The sequence below is a fragment of the Gracilibacillus ureilyticus genome (genome assembly GCF_900111195.1).
GTDB classification, from domain to species: domain Bacteria; phylum Bacillota; class Bacilli; order Bacillales; family Amphibacillaceae; genus Gracilibacillus; species Gracilibacillus ureilyticus.
In genome coordinates this window covers 138,878-154,126 of record NZ_FOGL01000001.1, presented here as the reverse complement: position 1 = coordinate 154,126, position 15,249 = coordinate 138,878, and the positions used below count along the sequence as shown (strand labels likewise).

Below are 15,249 nucleotides of genomic sequence, written 5' to 3'. Positions count from 1 at the left end.
GCTTCCCCCAACCATTTCAAATCCACTTAAAATTTGTTATTACAAACAAATATAACACTTTTAATTAGAATAATAAAGAAAAAATTAGTCAGAAAGAATTGATTCTTCCGGAATATAGTCAGTCGGCAGCGGGCTGAGAACTTTCCGTATCACTAACCAGGACTGTTCTTGGCTTCGATCCTTCGTATGGCCCTACAATACCTCTTTGTTCCATTGCATCAATTAATCTCGCCGCTCTCGTATACCCTACACGAAACCTCCTTTGCAGCATGGAAACACTTGCACTCTGCATTTCAACTACAAGAGAAACTGCCTCTGGGTAAAGATCATCATCAACCTCTTCTGATACTTCATTCTCTTCTTCTGGGATCATTTCATCCTGATACTGAGCTTTTTGCTGTTCAATACAATGATCCACTACTCGTTCTACTTCATCATCTGACAGGAATGCTCCCTGGATTCTCAATGGTTTCGATAAACCGACAGGTATAAATAACATATCCCCTCTGCCTAACAGCTTTTCAGCTCCTCCTGAGTCTAAGATGGTTCTGGAATCTGTTTGCGAGGAAACACTAAATGCAATTCTGGAAGGAATGTTTGCTTTAATTACCCCTGTTATTACATCAACAGATGGACGCTGTGTAGCAATTACGAGGTGAATTCCTGCAGCTCTTGCCATTTGAGCTAACCGGGTAATCGCGTCTTCTACATCACTTGATGCAACCATCATTAAATCTGCCAATTCATCAACGATGACAACAATATACGGAAGTAACGGCTGTTTGTTTTCATTGTCCTGATTGTATCTTATTATATAATCATTGTACCCTTCCATATTCCTTGTACCTGTATCTGAAAACAAGTCATATCTTCTTTCCATCTCTGCAACAATCTTCTTCAATGCTCTGGAAGCCTTTTTAGGATCTGTTACAACAGGTGATAACAAATGCGGAATTCCATTGTAAACATTCAGCTCTACTTTTTTAGGATCTATCATCATCATTTTCACTTCGTGAGGTTTTGCATACATGAGGATACTTGTAATAATCCCGTTGATACAGACACTTTTTCCACTCCCTGTAGCACCAGCAACAAGAAGGTGTGGCATTTTATTTAGTTCTGCAACAACTGATTCTCCTGAAATATCTTTACCCAAGGCAAAAGCAAGCTTATTCTGTGATAAAGCCTTTTTGGATTCTAATACTTCTCTTAATGTGACCATTGCTGTTTCTTCATTTGGAACTTCTATTCCAACAGCAGATTTCCCTGGTATCGGGGCTTCAATCCGTATATCTTTTGCTGCTAATGCCAGTGCTAGATCATCATGTAAATTAACAATTTTACTCACTTTCACTCCTGCTTCAGGATATACTTCATATTTAGTCACAGATGGTCCAACGTGCACTTTGGTTACCCTTGCTTTCACTCCAAAGCTTTGAAAAGTTTTTTCCAATTTCCTTACAACCCTTTGGATATATGATTTTTCCTGTTGTTTGCCTTGATGTTTGGGTGCCTCTAATATTTGAATTGGTGGTAATTGATAGTCTTCGTTTTCAAAATTAGATACTGCTAAAGGTTTATCAGTAACTGATACTTCCTCCGGCGAATCACCATTTTCAGGCTCTCTCTTCGTATCCTCAGCTTCCTGATCTTTCTCTTGTTCTTTGTCCTGGTCCATCACAAAAGAAACTTCCTCAATCGGATCATTGTCCAAATTCGGATTTGTTGCATATGCAATTGACGGGTAAATTTCCTTATCATCAACTTCTTCCACTATTTCTTCGCTTTCCTGTTTTTTTTGTTTTCTACTATTTTTATTCTCTGACCAGTTTTCCCACTTGCCTGAAAAATAACTACGTGTTTTCTTTGACAACTTAATCAGCAGATCTCCGATTGATAGGTTTATAAACAGAATAATTCCGACAATGATGAGGAAGAATGCAACGATTTTGGAGCCAATATTCGAAAACAGAAAAAATGATACGGCAAATAGGATACTTCCTGCTAATCCCCCGCCTAAATAATCTGCAGTTTTTTCACCATCAGTGTATTCAAAGAAGGTAGTAAAAGTCTTACCAATTACAGAGGGATAATCTTCCGGATAAGTATATAATGCCTCAAAAAGCTGGATATGTGTCATTAATAATAGACCTGATAAGATAATATATGTACTATACCACCGTCTTGTATTAATATTTGGCCAATTCCGCTTTATCATAAGGTAAATACCTAAATACAGTAACATTGCAGGTACAACAAAATACCAGTTCCCTAAGAAAAATCGAAAGGAATTAGCTAATAATTTTGAGATAGCCCCATTTTGAATGATCGCAGCGCCACTTCCAAAAATAGCCAGAAAAATCATTAACAATCCAATTAACTCTACTTTTATGTTGTTTTTTAATTTCTGTTTTTTTCTCGATTTTTTCTTACGGGCCAATTTCATTCACTCCTAAAGCTAGTTTAATAGATTATCTGCAAGTAAAAAATTCGCTCAACGCCACTGGTTGATGGCGAGAGCAATGAATTTTCGTAATATATTCTATTATAACATATTGCGCCAGGATAGAACGAACATTCTATCGATAAAAAACCTTACATTTGAATGACCGTACCTGGCAGAAATTCTTCTAGTAAAAAGTCATTAGGATTTGTTGAAAGCAGCTGAGCAATTCTCCAGTCACCATTTTCTAATTTTTCGACTATACATTGCTTATTATTATAGGTAATGTACTGGTAATTCTCCCACATGTTTTGTTTTCCTGGGAATACTTCGTCATGCATTAGCGGAGTATAGATCATTACTGAATCAACTCCTCTGGTCCATTTAACTGGTTAATCAGTTCATTCAGCTTGGCCATTGCGCCGCTAATCCCGCCTACTTCATTAATTAGTCCATATTCGACTGCATCCTGACCAACAACATTTGTACCAATATCACGGGTTAAATTTCCTTTTTCAAACATTAATTCTTTAAATTTTGATTCTTTTATATTGGAATGACTTGTCACAAATTGTATTACCCGTTCCTGCATTTTATCTATATATTCAAATGTTTGTGGAACACCAATAACTAATCCAGTTAACCTTACTGGATGGATCGTCATTGTTGCTGAAGGAGCAATAAATGAATAATCTGTTGCTACAGCAATCGGAACTCCAATTGAATGACCTCCACCTAACACGATTGATACAGTTGGCTTGGACAATGATGCTATCATTTCAGCAAGCGCCAGCCCTGCTTCTACATCTCCACCGACCGTATTGAGAACAACTACTAACCCCTCAATTTTAGGATTTTGTTCTACTGCAATTATTTGCGGAATTAGATGTTCATATTTTGTTGTCTTGTTTTGTGGCGGGAGTTGTATATGCCCTTCTACCTGGCCAATAATGGATAAAACATGGATATTAGAATCTGGTGCCTGAGGAATGTTTGATTGGCCTAGCTGCTGAATTTTCTCAACTAAAGAAGAAGAGGTTGAACCATCTTTTTCTTTTACTGTTTCCTGCTTGTTTGTATTCATAATAAAAACCCCTTTCACCTAACTATTTCTAGTATGGTCAAGGGGATTTGTTTCATACACCTATATTACAAAGTTGTTTAAAACACAAGCAGGAAAAGCCGGTATCACTAAAAACTGTCCAACACACGGTATAGGTTCTGTTCCTCAAAAGGTGACAGCGGGACTAATGGTAACCGGACTGATCCGACATCAATTTGTTTATACTTAAGTGCAGATTTTACAGGTGAAGGAGATGGCGCCATGAATAACGTTCTCATCACAGGTAATAATTTGCGGTGGAGGCTGGCTGCTTGTTTTACTTTGCCTGCTTCAAATAATGTCATCATTTCTTTCATTTCGTTTCCAATTATATGAGAAGATACAGAAACAATCCCAGCACCGCCAATTGACTGGATTGGCAATGTCAAACTGTCATCCCCACTGTAGACTGTAAAGCCATTGTCTGTTTGATCCAATACAGAGGCAATCGCATCTAAATCGCCTGTTGAGTCTTTAAGTGATACTATATTTTCTATTTGCGATAACGCAACTATTGTTTCCACGTTCAGTTTCACTACGGCTCTTGAGGGGATATTATACAACATAATCGGCAGATCCGTTTCCTCTGCGATTGATTTATAATGTTGAAATAATCCATCCTGGTTAGGCTTATTATAGTATGGAGTTACTAGCAATACAGCATCAGCACCGAGTTTTTCTGCTTCTTTTGTTAGATGTATTGATGCATTGGTGTTATTACTGCCGGTTCCTGCAATAACTGGCACCCTTTTATTGACAACTTTTATAACATGCTCAAAGAGAGCTAGCTTTTCCTGTAAAGATAAGTTGGGAGATTCTCCAGTTGTCCCGGCAACTACTAGCCCATCTGTTCCGTTTCTAAGTAAATATTCAATTAACTCGGTTGTTTTTTCCAAATCCATTTGATTATTATCATCAAACGGTGTAACCATGGCAGTAAGCAATCGGCCAAAATCCATGTTACAACCAGCTCCTTTCCGAACAACTAATACTGATCATCAATTCTCATTTATACTAACATTATTATCTAATTGAAATGCTAAGTGTAAAGCATTAATAGCAGTCTGTAAATGTTCACTCTTTATTAATACCCAAATAGTCCGGTGACTATCTGCTGATTGGAATATCGGAATATGGTGACTTGACAATGTTTGAACAATAGTCGATGTTGCTCCGGGAAGACCTGACATGCCAGCACCGACCAATGAGATTTTCGCACAGTTACGTTTCAGCATTGGCTCTATATCCAGTTTCTTTAGAACATTTAATGCTTTATCCTCATATTTATTAAAAATCGTATACATCATACTGCCTGGTGAGATATTAATAAAATCAACTGAAATACCGGCCTCAGCCATAGCTTTAAATACACTGACATGCAATTGTTCAGATTCCATTTTATTATCTATTTTAATTTGTGTAAGGTGATCAACATAGGCTATTCCTGTTACGAGCCGGTCTGTAACTGCATTTGTATGTTTCTCTATTTCAACAGATGTAATTAACGTACCTGGATCCTTCTCCCGGGTAGAGCGTACTCTAATCGGTATGTTCGCTTGCATGGCAATCTCAACCGCTCTTGGATGAATAACTTTTGCACCCTGGTATGCAAGATTACATACTTCATTATAACTGATTTGTTCGAGCTTCCGTGCAGACGACACAAGTCGCGGATCTGCTGTCATAATTCCATTGACATCTGTAAAAATATCGACATATTCTGCCCCAATTGCAGCAGCTAAAGCAGTGGCAGAGGTGTCACTACCGCCTCTGCCAATAGTTGTTACTTCATATTGATCATTTCTGCCCTGAAAGCCTGCAACGACTACTACCTGATATTCATTTAATAAAGATGAAAGATGGTGTATATTCATTGTTTTTATTTGCGCATTAGTAAATTCGCTTGTTGTAATAATACCTGCTTGTGCCCCTGTAATGGCAATTGATTCAATATTTTGGCTTAATAGTTCATGAGAAAAAACAACGGAAGAAATGGTCTCACCACATGATAGCAATAAGTCTTTTTCCTTTGCAGATAGCTTTGTCGTATTTTCACCAACCAGATGTAACAATGAATCTGTTGCATATGGGTCGGGATATCTTCCCATAGCTGATACTACGACAATCACTTTATATCCATCATTAAGAGCATCTTTTACATGGTCTACTGCATGCTGACGGATTTTTTCATCTCTAACTGACGTTCCGCCAAATTTTTGAACCAGTACCTTCATAGGCTCACCTCAATTATTTTTGTAGCCAGTTATTTTTAATTAGTGATTCTGCAATTTGCACAGAGTTCCATGCAGCACCTTTTAGCAAGTTATCAGATACTACCCATAAGTGGAAACCTTTACTGTTGTCTAAATCTTTTCGTACACGACCAACAAATACATCAGGTTTACCTGCTGCAGACAATGGTGTAGGATATACTTGGTTCGTAACATCGTCTTCCAGTACTACGCCATCCGCATTTTTTATTACTTCCTGTACTTGTTCCACACTTATATTGTCTTTATCCACCTCTACATACACACTCTCTGCATGTGATGTAAAGAACGGTAGTCTTACACAAGTTGCTGCAACCTTAATTTCAGAATCGTGCATAATTTTCTTTGTTTCATTAATCATTTTCATTTCTTCAAAAGTATATCCATTTTCCTGAAAAACATCAATCTGTGGCAGCGCATTAAATGCGATCGGATAATGCTGTTTTTCTCCACTGACTGGCAGAATTTCCGGTTCAAGCTCTTTGCCTTCTAAGAATGCTTGAGATTGAGCCTCTAATTCATTAACAGCTTTTGTTCCGGCACCTGATACTGCCTGGTATGTTGACACAATTACTCGTGATAATCCGAATTGATCCTGAATTGGTTTCAGAGCTGCTACCATTTGAATTGTTGAGCAATTTGGATTAGCGATAATTCCATTATGTTCTGCAATATCTTCTTCGTTTACTTCCGGTACCACTAGCGGAACATCCGGATCCATACGGAATGCACTCGTATTATCAACAACTACCGCTCCTCTTTTTACTGCTTCATGGGCTAATGCCTTTGAAACAGATCCCCCGGCAGAAAATAATGCAATTTGAATATTTTCAAAACTTTCAGGAGTTGCTTCTTTAACGGTATAGGTTACACCTTTAAAGTTAATTTCTTTACCTGCAGAACGTTTTGATGATAATAAATGCAGTTCATTTATAGGAAAGTTCTTTTTCTCTAACGTTTCCAGCATCTTTTCTCCTACGGCTCCGGTAGCACCTACTACCGCTACATTATATCCTTGTGTTGTCATTGTTATTTTGTCCCCTTCCCTTATTCTGTACAATAGTTAATTTGATTATCTCTTCTATATTAACATATATTATTGCATACTTTAATTATTTCACCACATTTACAGCTATCTTGCAATAATAACAGGTTGAATTTGTTTATTTTCCAGTGCAAATTTTATCGTGTCAGGGATTAATGTCATATCTGAAACTAATGAATTTGGTTTTTTTACAGGATCATCCTGACCATATGGAACAAAATACATTAGTTTGGTTGCCATTAAACGCATTAAATTGACCCCATTTAAGCCTAATGCGTCATTCGTTGACACACCAATCACTACTGGTTTTCCATTTCTGATTGTTGCTTTAGAAGCCATTAAAACAGGGGAATCAGTTATTGCATTTGCTAATCTGCTCATTGAATTTCCCGTAAGAGGGGCTAAGACCATACAATCTAAAGGTTCGACAGGTCCCAACGGTTCTGCATCAACAATAGTAGTAATCGGCTCTCTTCCGGTAATTTCTCTCAATTTATCCATATGTTCACTTGCATTTCCAAACTTTGAATCGGTTGATTGAAAAGTATAAGAAACGACAGGTACGATTTCTGCACCCATTTCGATTAATCTTTCAATTTGTGGAAATACAGCAGCATACGTACAGTGGGACCCTGTAAGGCCGAATCCGATTTTTTTACCAGCTAAATCCATTATAAAACCTCCCAAATTAACAATCATTTGTTCTGTGCTAATGCCCATTATATGTTGGGAGGTAATTATTGTGACACACTTGGAAGCGCTGAGTGGAGGTTAATTTTCCTGCAATCTGTTGACAATAATATTTGCCAGTATTTCCCCTGCGGTCTTCGGTGCAACAAGACCTGGTAACCCAAGTGCATGGATTGTTTGAATCCCACGCTCTTTAGCAAACTCGAAATCAATGCCTCCTGGCTTAGATGCTAAGTCAATGATAAGTTTATTATTCTCCATATTATTGAGAACTGGCCTTGTGATCACTAAAGCAGGAATAGTATTGATGAGGATTTCACATTGATCAATGTATTTAGTACTGTCTTTTATTAAAATACCCCTGTACCCTTGTTCAAAAGCCCTGGAAAGCTCCACCTCACTCTTCGAGACAATGGTTATGTTTGCGCCGAGACCTGCGAACTTATTAGCGGCCGTTTGTCCGACCCTGCCAAAACCATAGATAAATATGTTAGCATGGTGGATAGTAATATCTGTATGTTGAATTGCTAACATGATTGCACCTTCTGCCGTTGGGATTGAATTATAAATGGCAGTATCGTCCCTTTCCATCAATTCTTCTAATTTATAGTGATATTTTTTCACCCAATAGTCCAGTGTCTTACTAGTTATCCCTGTGAAAATAATACAATGATCTGGTAACTCTTTAAACCATTCTTCTGTGATCTTCCACTCTTTATTTGAGAAAACAGTCTCAATTTTTCCATTATCCTGAATGCCCGGAATAGGCAGTATTATAGCATCTAATTCTCCTGGAGTTAATTCTTCAAGTGAAGATTGCTTAACCCCTGTATAACTCTGTTCGACTTGATCAAATCCAACTAATACAACATCTAGCCAATCTATTCGCTGTAATGCATGGATTAATCGTAAATATCTCGCATCTCCACCTAGAATAGCGATTTTCATCCTTTTATGCATTCTTTCACCTCACAAATCCCCATTAATTTGTCATCTAAACCATCTTATGTTTACTGTATCGTAAAGTGAATTGATTCGATATTTTTGAATAAACAATAAGGAAAACACCTAATGATCTATTAGGTGTTCTCCTTATTACCTATCTGTTTCCACTATAATCATGTCATCACCAATCTTCTTAATTTGTTTCCAGTCAATCCGTGAATAGGTTTCTGATTTCTTCAAACCGAACATTCGGTATTGAGGGATAGTAAAGCTGATAATTTGACCTGTTTTTTCATCAATTTCCAGATCTGTTTGACCTAATAATCCAAGCCGGGTGCCTGTAGACAAATCAATCAACTCTTTATTGCTCAAATCCTGAAAGCGCAATCTACTCACCTCATTTCCAAATCATTTAGATGTAATCACCGTACTGGCGCCTTTATCTATAGCAAATTGATCTATGACTTGAGCAACCTGGTCCATTTTCATCTGATCTATTTCATCTATAACATCATCCATTGTCGGATGTTTCTCCAAGAGTAATTCATTTCTGGCATTTCGACTCATACGGCTATTAGTGCTTTCAAGGCTTAATAAATACAATCCTTTTAACTGTTCTTTACTATTCTGAAATTCTTTCTCCGTTATTCCGTCTTTTTTTAACTCAAGCAATGTCTGGTTAATTAGCTGCTGAACATCATCAAGCTGGTTCGGGGATGTACCTGCATAAATCGTTAACATACCTGTATCTATAAATGAACTATGATAGGAATATATCGAATAAGCCATTCCGTATTTTTCACGGATCTCCTGAAACAGACGGGAACTCATACTACCCCCAAGTACATTGTTTACTAACATGAAGGAATAAATGTTCTTATCCGTTATTCCAACCCCTTCAAACCCTAAACATAAGTGCGCCTGTTCTGTATCTTTGCTTTTTTTCAGATTGCCCGGGTGAAACACTGGCTTTTTAATCTCATCTTGTACCTTACCTGATGGAACGTCTGAAAATCTTGCAGACAATTGATCTAAATAACCTGCAGAAACATTTCCTGCAACTGATACGACAATGTTTTCTGCGGTATAATGATGATGGTAGTACTGCATCAGCTTATCTCTCGATAAAAGCTGGATATTGGCTTTACTACCTAGTATCGGATTGGCTAATGGATGGGAAGTGTAGGCTACCTCTGCCAAATAATCATGGATAATATCATCCGGCGTATCTTCCGTCATATTTATTTCTTCCATAATTACTTTTTTCTCACGGTCTAATTCTTCCTGCAAAAAAGTAGAATCAAATAACATATCTGTTAAAATGTTTAAGGCAAAATCTATATGACTATCCAACACTTTTGCATAAAGACAAGTATATTCTTTTGAAGTAAATGCATTAATTTCACCACCGATAGAGTCAAAAGCTTCCGCTATTTGTTTTGGACTATAATTACTAGTTCCTTTAAACAGCATATGCTCTATAAAGTGGGATATGCCGTTTTCTTCATTATTTTCATGCCTTGAACCTGTTTTAATCCATATCCCTACAGCAACCGATCTCACTGTTGTAATCGGTTCTAAGACAATTTTCAGTCCGTTCCCTAATATTTTTCTATGTATCAAAAAGTTTTCCTCCTACTTTGAATAATTCTGCTTAGTTTATCTACGGGCTGATCGAAGATTTACTGGATTGAAAAAAGAAACTGGGTTTCCAGCTTCTTTTTGATTTATTGCTTTTCTTTTTGTTCAGCCAATACTGCTTTACGGGACAGATTAACTCGGCCTTGACGATCAATCTCTTTCACTTTGACCATAATCTGATCACCAATTGCTACAACATCTTCTACCTTACCAACTCGTTCTTCTGCAAGTTCCGAAATATGGACCAAACCTTCTTTACCTTTAAACAGCTCAACAAATGCTCCAAATTTCTCAATTCGTTTAACTGTACCAAGATACATTTGTCCAACTTCTACTTCACGAACTATATCTTCAATGATTTGTTTTGCTTTTTGATTCATTTCGTTATCTGTTGACGAGATAAAAATATGACCGTCTTGTTCGATATCAATTTTTACTCCCGTTTCCTCAATAATCTTATTAATCTGTTTACCGCTCGGTCCTATAACATCACGGATTTTATCTGGATTGATGTCCATTGTTAAAATCTTCGGCGCATAATTAGAAAGTTCATTTTTCGGTACACTGATTGTTTCAAGCATATGTGACAATATATGCATTCTTCCTTTTTTCGCCTGGATTAACGCTTCCTCCAGAATTTCTCTTGATAGACCTTCAATTTTAATATCCATCTGCAGAGCTGTTACTCCATTAGCAGTACCAGCGACTTTAAAGTCCATATCACCAAGGAAGTCTTCCATCCCCTGAATGTCTGTTAAGATTGTATAATCGTCACCTGACTTGACAAGTCCCATTGCAATCCCTGCTACCGGTGCTTTTATCGGTACACCTGCATCCATCATCGCCAATGTACTTGCACAAATACTAGCCTGTGAAGTAGAACCATTCGATTCTAATACTTCCGATACAAGACGGATAGTATATGGAAATTCTTTTTCTTCTGGAATAACGACTTCTAATGCACGCTCACCTAGGGCACCATGTCCAATCTCACGACGTCCTGGTCCGCGGATCGGTCCTGTCTCTCCAACACTAAAAGATGGAAAATTATAATGATGCATAAAACGTTTCGATTCTTCTGCATCCAGCCCGTCAAGTATCTGTACATCTCCTAATGCCCCTAATGTACATACACTCAATGCCTGAGTCTGACCACGGGTAAATAATCCTGAACCGTGAGTTCTCGGCAATACTCCAATCCTTGAAGATAATGGCCTGATTTCATCAATTTTCCTTCCGTCTGGACGGACTTTTTCTTTTGTAATTAATCTCCGGACTTCTTCTTTCACGATCTTGTCCAAAACATTGGCAACTTGTTTCAGGACATCAGCTTCTGCCTCAGCTTCTTCATAGCTTGTTATTACCTGTTCTTTCACAGCATTAATTGCTTCCTCACGGGCATGTTTTTCCTGTACCTGAATTGCTTCGATAAGAGATTGCTTTGCTTTTCCTTCTACTTCAGACACAATTTCTTTATCTAATTCAAATAGCTTTACATCCATTTTTTCCACATTTAATTCTGAAATTATTTCTTCCTGGAATGCAACTAACCGCTTAATCTCTTCATGTCCAAACATAATAGCTTCAAGCATTACTTCTTCAGGGACTTCATTTGCACCTGCTTCAACCATATTAATAGCATCTTTAGTACCTGCTACGGTTAAATCAATGTCACTCCGTTCCCGCTCTTCCAACGTCGGGTTAATGACAAACTTACCATCTACACGACCTATTACAACACCAGCAATTGGACCGCTAAACGGAATATTGGATATGCCAAGCGCAATGGAAGAACCGATCATTGCAGCAATTTCTGAAGGTAAATTCTGATCGACACTCATTACAGTACTTATTACTTGTACCTCATTTCTAAAACCATCTGGAAATAACGGACGGATTGGACGATCAATTAATCTCGATGTTAAGATAGCTTTTTCACTTGGTCTGCCTTCTCTCTTAATAAAGCCGCCAGGTATCTTACCCACTGCATATAGCCGCTCTTCATAATTAACGGTTAACGGGAAAAATGGTAAATCTTTTGGCTCTTTAGAAGCTGTTGCTGTTGCCAGAACAGCTGTATCGCCATAATGAACCATACATGCACCATTTGCCTGTTTTGCTAACTCACCTATTTCTACACGGAAAACCTGGCCTGCTATTTCCGTTGAAAATACTTTTTTTTCATCTGCCATTTATATCCTTACTCCTCTCAAAAAGCAACTGAGCTTTCCATAAACTATTACCTATTTTACCATGATGTGCTTGCATATGTAACTATTTCTATCATTCATTAGTTATATGGTTTAGTATTGACAATTTCAAGTTATTTTATCATCTTTTTTTACATACAGAAAAAGCGGGATGACTCCCGCTTTTTGTAGTGGCTTATCGACGTAAACCTAATTTTTTGATTAAATCACGATAACGTGATACATCTTTGTTACGTAAGTAGTTTAACAAGTTACGACGTTTCCCTACCATTTTCAATAGACCACGACGTGAGTGGTGATCTTTCTTATGAATACGTAAGTGGTTATTCAAATTATTGATTTCCTCTGTAAGGACAGCAATTTGAACCTCTGGCGAACCAGTGTCACTATCATGTGTTTTGTATTCATTGATGATTTCATTTTTACGTTCTTGTGTGATAGCCATCCTATTCACCTCCTGTTAATATGCTTGAAACCCCAATCCCCTAGCAAACGTCGGAGAATCGATTTGCCAAGTGGATGGTTCCGTATTAAAGATTACATCTTTTTCAGGTAGATTGCAAGTGTTTTATCGTATTTTATGAAAAATATTGACGAATATTCCGTTCGTCTTGCTTTAGTTGATTAATAAGCTGGTCGATACCTGAGAATTTCACTTCTTCACGGATAAATTGTTTCCAAATAATTTGTATTTCTCGACCATACAAATTTTCGTCAAAATCGAAAATGTGTACTTCAATCTTTGGATCTAATCTCTGATCAGAGAAGGTTGGCTTATACCCTAGATTTGCCATTCCGTAATATGTATTACCGTCAATGATTACTTCCACGGCATATACACCGATTTTAGGAAGAAAATGAGGTTTAGTCAACGAGAGGTTTGCAGTAGGATAGCCAATCGTTCTGCCTCTTTTATCCCCATGTACCACTTCCCCGTTGATCTGCACAGATCGGCCAAGCAATTCTTCTGCTTCAGTGATGTTGCCAGCAAGCAATGCATTGCGAATTCGTGTTGAACTGATTTTTTCACTTTTATAGTTTAATTTATCAATCATCGATACTTCTACAGGTTCTTGTAACATTTGGTGAATGTTTTTCATATTGCCTGCACCTTTAAATCCAAATGTGAAATCATAGCCTGCGACGAGGTGATCGATATTTAACCCTGTGATAAAGTGTGCTAAAAAGCCCTCAGGAGACAGCTGAGCTAACTTACGGTCAAATCTAATAATGTACAGTCTGTCAATTCCGATCTTTTCGATAAGTGCCGCTTTTTCATCCAATGGGGTTAAGTATTGAACATCTTCCATTTTTCCTTGTAAAACAACAGAAGGATGAGGGTCAAATGTAATTACTGCTGATTGTTTATGTCCGTTTTTTGCGATGTTCAAAGCTTGATTAATGACTTTTTGATGTCCTTTATGTATACCGTCAAAAAAACCAATTGCTGCAACAGTTTGCGGTAAGTCTTCTTTATTCAATTCATGCGGGTATGTCAATGAGATTATTTCCATATGTTGTCACCTACTTTCTTTAATCACTTCACAAATACACGCGCAGGTTTAATTTGTTGTTTATTTTCATGAAGATGGTAGATCGCTAATAATTCAGATTCATACTCCATTCGGAAATACGCTGTTTTTGGCAATTTATCAGGTCTCGGTAACTTTTGCCCGTTTTTCACTTTTTGTTTATCTTCTTCATTCACTTTTATTGTATCTAAATGGGTCACCCCTGAACAGATAGGAAGTAACTCTATGTTTTCAAGCTCTGCTTCCAGCTGGGTAAATGTAATACTTTCTTTTTTTGAAAAATGCCCGCTTTTAGTTCTGACCAATTTGGACATATGTCCTGGGTATCCAAGATGTTTTGCAATATCCACACAAAGTGTTCTTACATAAGTCCCCTTGGAGCATTCCACTTCGAAAGAAATATCCTGAGTACCATTTCCGCCAGAGAATTCTGTTGAGATATACGCCAATCGGCGAATAGTGATTGTTCTTTTCGGTCTTTCTACATGTTCGTTATTTCTGGCATATTCATATAGCTTCTTTCCATTTACTTTCACTGCTGAATATAAAGGCACCTGCTGAATAATATCACCAACAAATGATTGTAGTGCCAGTTTGATTTCCTTTTCATTTATTTCTTTAGTAAGAGAATCCTTACGAATAATTTCCCCTGTCTGATCCTCCGTATCTGTTGCGAATCCTATAGTAGCAGTAGCCACATAAGTTTTATAAGTATCAGTAAGAAATGGAACAATCTTGGTTGCCTCACCAATGCAAATTGGTAACATTCCTTCAACTTCAGGATCTAATGTACCAGTATGTCCTACTTTTCTAGTCTTTAAAAGTTTCCGGACTTTTATGACACAATCGTGCGAAGTCATTCCTTTTGGCTTCCATAATGGTAAGATTCCGTTCATAATTACCCCCTGAATTCCTTTTACTAGTATATATTGAATGATTAAAAATATCGAAAGAAAACCCTTGTTGAGATATACAAGGGTTTTCTCCGTTAAATTATGGTGTTTCGTTATCATCATTGATTTGACGCAAAAGATCTTCAATTCTGTTTCCACGTTCCATTGCATCATCAAAATCAAATGATAATTCAGGTGTTTTTCGCAGTCTTATCCGTTTTCCGATTTCAGACCGGATAAATCCTTTTGCTTTCGCCAAACCAATTAGTGTATCCTGCCTTTTTTTCTCATCACCTAAAACAGAAATAAAGACTTTTGCTTGCTGTAAATCACCTGTTACTTCTACATCCGTTATGGTAACAAACCCTACCCTTGGGTCTTTAATCTTTCTGGAAATTATATCACCAAGTTCTTTTTTCATTTGTTCTGCTACTCTGCTTGCACGTAATTCATTCATGTCAGACACCTCTTTCTACCA

At 37.4% G+C, this 15,249-nt stretch carries 15 protein-coding genes; all 15 read right to left on the bottom strand.

All coding sequences use genetic code 11. The features are described 5' to 3' along the window. Positions 1–118: 118 nt before the first annotated feature. The 15 genes from BMW36_RS00785 to rbfA all read right to left on the bottom strand — a co-directional run bounded on the left by BMW36_RS00785 (position 119) and on the right by rbfA (position 15,228). Complete coding sequence (locus BMW36_RS00785; protein WP_281242973.1) at positions 119–2,446, bottom strand: FtsK/SpoIIIE family DNA translocase; 2,328 nt, start codon at positions 2,444–2,446, stop codon at positions 119–121. 149 nt (positions 2,447–2,595) lie between these two features. After that, positions 2,596–2,802 (bottom strand): YlzJ-like family protein, encoded by a 207-nt coding sequence (locus BMW36_RS00780; protein ID WP_089738007.1) that lies wholly within the window; start codon positions 2,800–2,802, stop codon positions 2,596–2,598. Then, positions 2,802–3,527 (bottom strand): ClpP family protease, encoded by a 726-nt coding sequence (locus BMW36_RS00775; RefSeq protein WP_089738005.1) that lies wholly within the window; start codon positions 3,525–3,527, stop codon positions 2,802–2,804. Before BMW36_RS00775 ends, BMW36_RS00780 begins: the two co-directional genes overlap by 1 nt. A gap of 107 nt (positions 3,528–3,634) precedes the next feature. Further along, a complete protein-coding gene (gene dapA, locus BMW36_RS00770; protein ID WP_089738004.1) occupies positions 3,635–4,504 on the bottom strand; it encodes a 4-hydroxy-tetrahydrodipicolinate synthase in 870 nt (289 codons plus the stop codon). 39 nt (positions 4,505–4,543) lie between these two features. Beyond that, the gene (dapG, locus tag BMW36_RS00765) at positions 4,544–5,779 is read right to left on the bottom strand and encodes an aspartate kinase (protein ID WP_089738002.1); all 1,236 of its coding nucleotides are present in this window, start codon (positions 5,777–5,779) and stop codon (positions 4,544–4,546) included. A gap of 13 nt (positions 5,780–5,792) precedes the next feature. Further along, the gene (gene asd / locus BMW36_RS00760; protein ID WP_175480312.1) at positions 5,793–6,842 is read right to left on the bottom strand and encodes an aspartate-semialdehyde dehydrogenase; all 1,050 of its coding nucleotides are present in this window, start codon (positions 6,840–6,842) and stop codon (positions 5,793–5,795) included. Between the two features lie 105 nt (positions 6,843–6,947). Then, the gene (locus BMW36_RS00755; protein WP_089738000.1) at positions 6,948–7,532 is read right to left on the bottom strand and encodes a dipicolinate synthase subunit B; all 585 of its coding nucleotides are present in this window, start codon (positions 7,530–7,532) and stop codon (positions 6,948–6,950) included. Between the two features lie 99 nt (positions 7,533–7,631). Further along, positions 7,632–8,510 carry a dipicolinic acid synthetase subunit A gene (gene dpaA / locus BMW36_RS00750; RefSeq protein ID WP_089737998.1) on the bottom strand — a complete coding sequence of 293 codons (879 nt, stop codon included), beginning with the start codon at positions 8,508–8,510 and terminating at the stop codon, positions 7,632–7,634. A 135-nt stretch (positions 8,511–8,645) separates the two neighbouring features. Next, a complete protein-coding gene (locus BMW36_RS00745; protein ID WP_089737995.1) occupies positions 8,646–8,882 on the bottom strand; it encodes a YlmC/YmxH family sporulation protein in 237 nt (78 codons plus the stop codon). Between the two features lie 21 nt (positions 8,883–8,903). Further along, positions 8,904–10,118, bottom strand: a complete 1,215-nt coding sequence (locus tag BMW36_RS00740; RefSeq protein ID WP_089737992.1) for a M16 family metallopeptidase — start codon at positions 10,116–10,118, stop codon at positions 8,904–8,906. 104 nt (positions 10,119–10,222) lie between these two features. Further along, positions 10,223–12,328: a polyribonucleotide nucleotidyltransferase gene (gene pnp / locus BMW36_RS00735; protein WP_089737990.1), complete on the bottom strand. Its 2,106-nt coding sequence runs from the start codon at positions 12,326–12,328 to the stop codon at positions 10,223–10,225. Between the two features lie 193 nt (positions 12,329–12,521). Continuing rightward, positions 12,522–12,791 (bottom strand): 30S ribosomal protein S15, encoded by a 270-nt coding sequence (gene rpsO / locus BMW36_RS00730; RefSeq protein WP_089737988.1) that lies wholly within the window; start codon positions 12,789–12,791, stop codon positions 12,522–12,524. A 133-nt stretch (positions 12,792–12,924) separates the two neighbouring features. Beyond that, positions 12,925–13,860: a bifunctional riboflavin kinase/FAD synthetase gene (locus BMW36_RS00725; protein WP_089737986.1), complete on the bottom strand. Its 936-nt coding sequence runs from the start codon at positions 13,858–13,860 to the stop codon at positions 12,925–12,927. A 23-nt stretch (positions 13,861–13,883) separates the two neighbouring features. Further along, complete coding sequence (truB, locus tag BMW36_RS00720; protein WP_089737985.1) at positions 13,884–14,774, bottom strand: tRNA pseudouridine(55) synthase TruB; 891 nt, start codon at positions 14,772–14,774, stop codon at positions 13,884–13,886. A gap of 97 nt (positions 14,775–14,871) precedes the next feature. Next, positions 14,872–15,228 (bottom strand): 30S ribosome-binding factor RbfA, encoded by a 357-nt coding sequence (rbfA, locus tag BMW36_RS00715; protein WP_089737983.1) that lies wholly within the window; start codon positions 15,226–15,228, stop codon positions 14,872–14,874. Between the last annotated feature and the right edge of the window lie 21 nt (positions 15,229–15,249).

What these genes read in the sequence shown, in the direction of transcription:
- rpsO (WP_089737988.1), bottom strand. Translation starts at nt 12,791, where the DNA reads ATGGCTATCACACAAGAACGTAAAAATGAAATCATCAATGAATACAAA.
- BMW36_RS00755 (WP_089738000.1), bottom strand. Translation starts at nt 7,532, where the DNA reads ATGGATTTAGCTGGTAAAAAAATCGGATTCGGCCTTACAGGGTCCCAC.
- pnp (WP_089737990.1), bottom strand. Translation starts at nt 12,328, where the DNA reads ATGGCAGATGAAAAAAAAGTATTTTCAACGGAAATAGCAGGCCAGGTT.
- truB (WP_089737985.1), bottom strand. Translation starts at nt 14,774, where the DNA reads ATGAACGGAATCTTACCATTATGGAAGCCAAAAGGAATGACTTCGCAC.
- BMW36_RS00780 (WP_089738007.1), bottom strand. Translation starts at nt 2,802, where the DNA reads ATGATCTATACTCCGCTAATGCATGACGAAGTATTCCCAGGAAAACAA.
- BMW36_RS00775 (WP_089738005.1), bottom strand. Translation starts at nt 3,527, where the DNA reads ATGAATACAAACAAGCAGGAAACAGTAAAAGAAAAAGATGGTTCAACC.
- dpaA (WP_089737998.1), bottom strand. Translation starts at nt 8,510, where the DNA reads ATGCATAAAAGGATGAAAATCGCTATTCTAGGTGGAGATGCGAGATAT.
- dapG (WP_089738002.1), bottom strand. Translation starts at nt 5,779, where the DNA reads ATGAAGGTACTGGTTCAAAAATTTGGCGGAACGTCAGTTAGAGATGAA.
- dapA (WP_089738004.1), bottom strand. Translation starts at nt 4,504, where the DNA reads ATGGATTTTGGCCGATTGCTTACTGCCATGGTTACACCGTTTGATGAT.
- BMW36_RS00725 (WP_089737986.1), bottom strand. Translation starts at nt 13,860, where the DNA reads ATGGAAATAATCTCATTGACATACCCGCATGAATTGAATAAAGAAGAC.
- rbfA (WP_089737983.1), bottom strand. Translation starts at nt 15,228, where the DNA reads ATGAATGAATTACGTGCAAGCAGAGTAGCAGAACAAATGAAAAAAGAA.
- BMW36_RS00785 (WP_281242973.1), bottom strand. Translation starts at nt 2,446, where the DNA reads ATGAAATTGGCCCGTAAGAAAAAATCGAGAAAAAAACAGAAATTAAAA.
- asd (WP_175480312.1), bottom strand. Translation starts at nt 6,842, where the DNA reads ATGACAACACAAGGATATAATGTAGCGGTAGTAGGTGCTACCGGAGCC.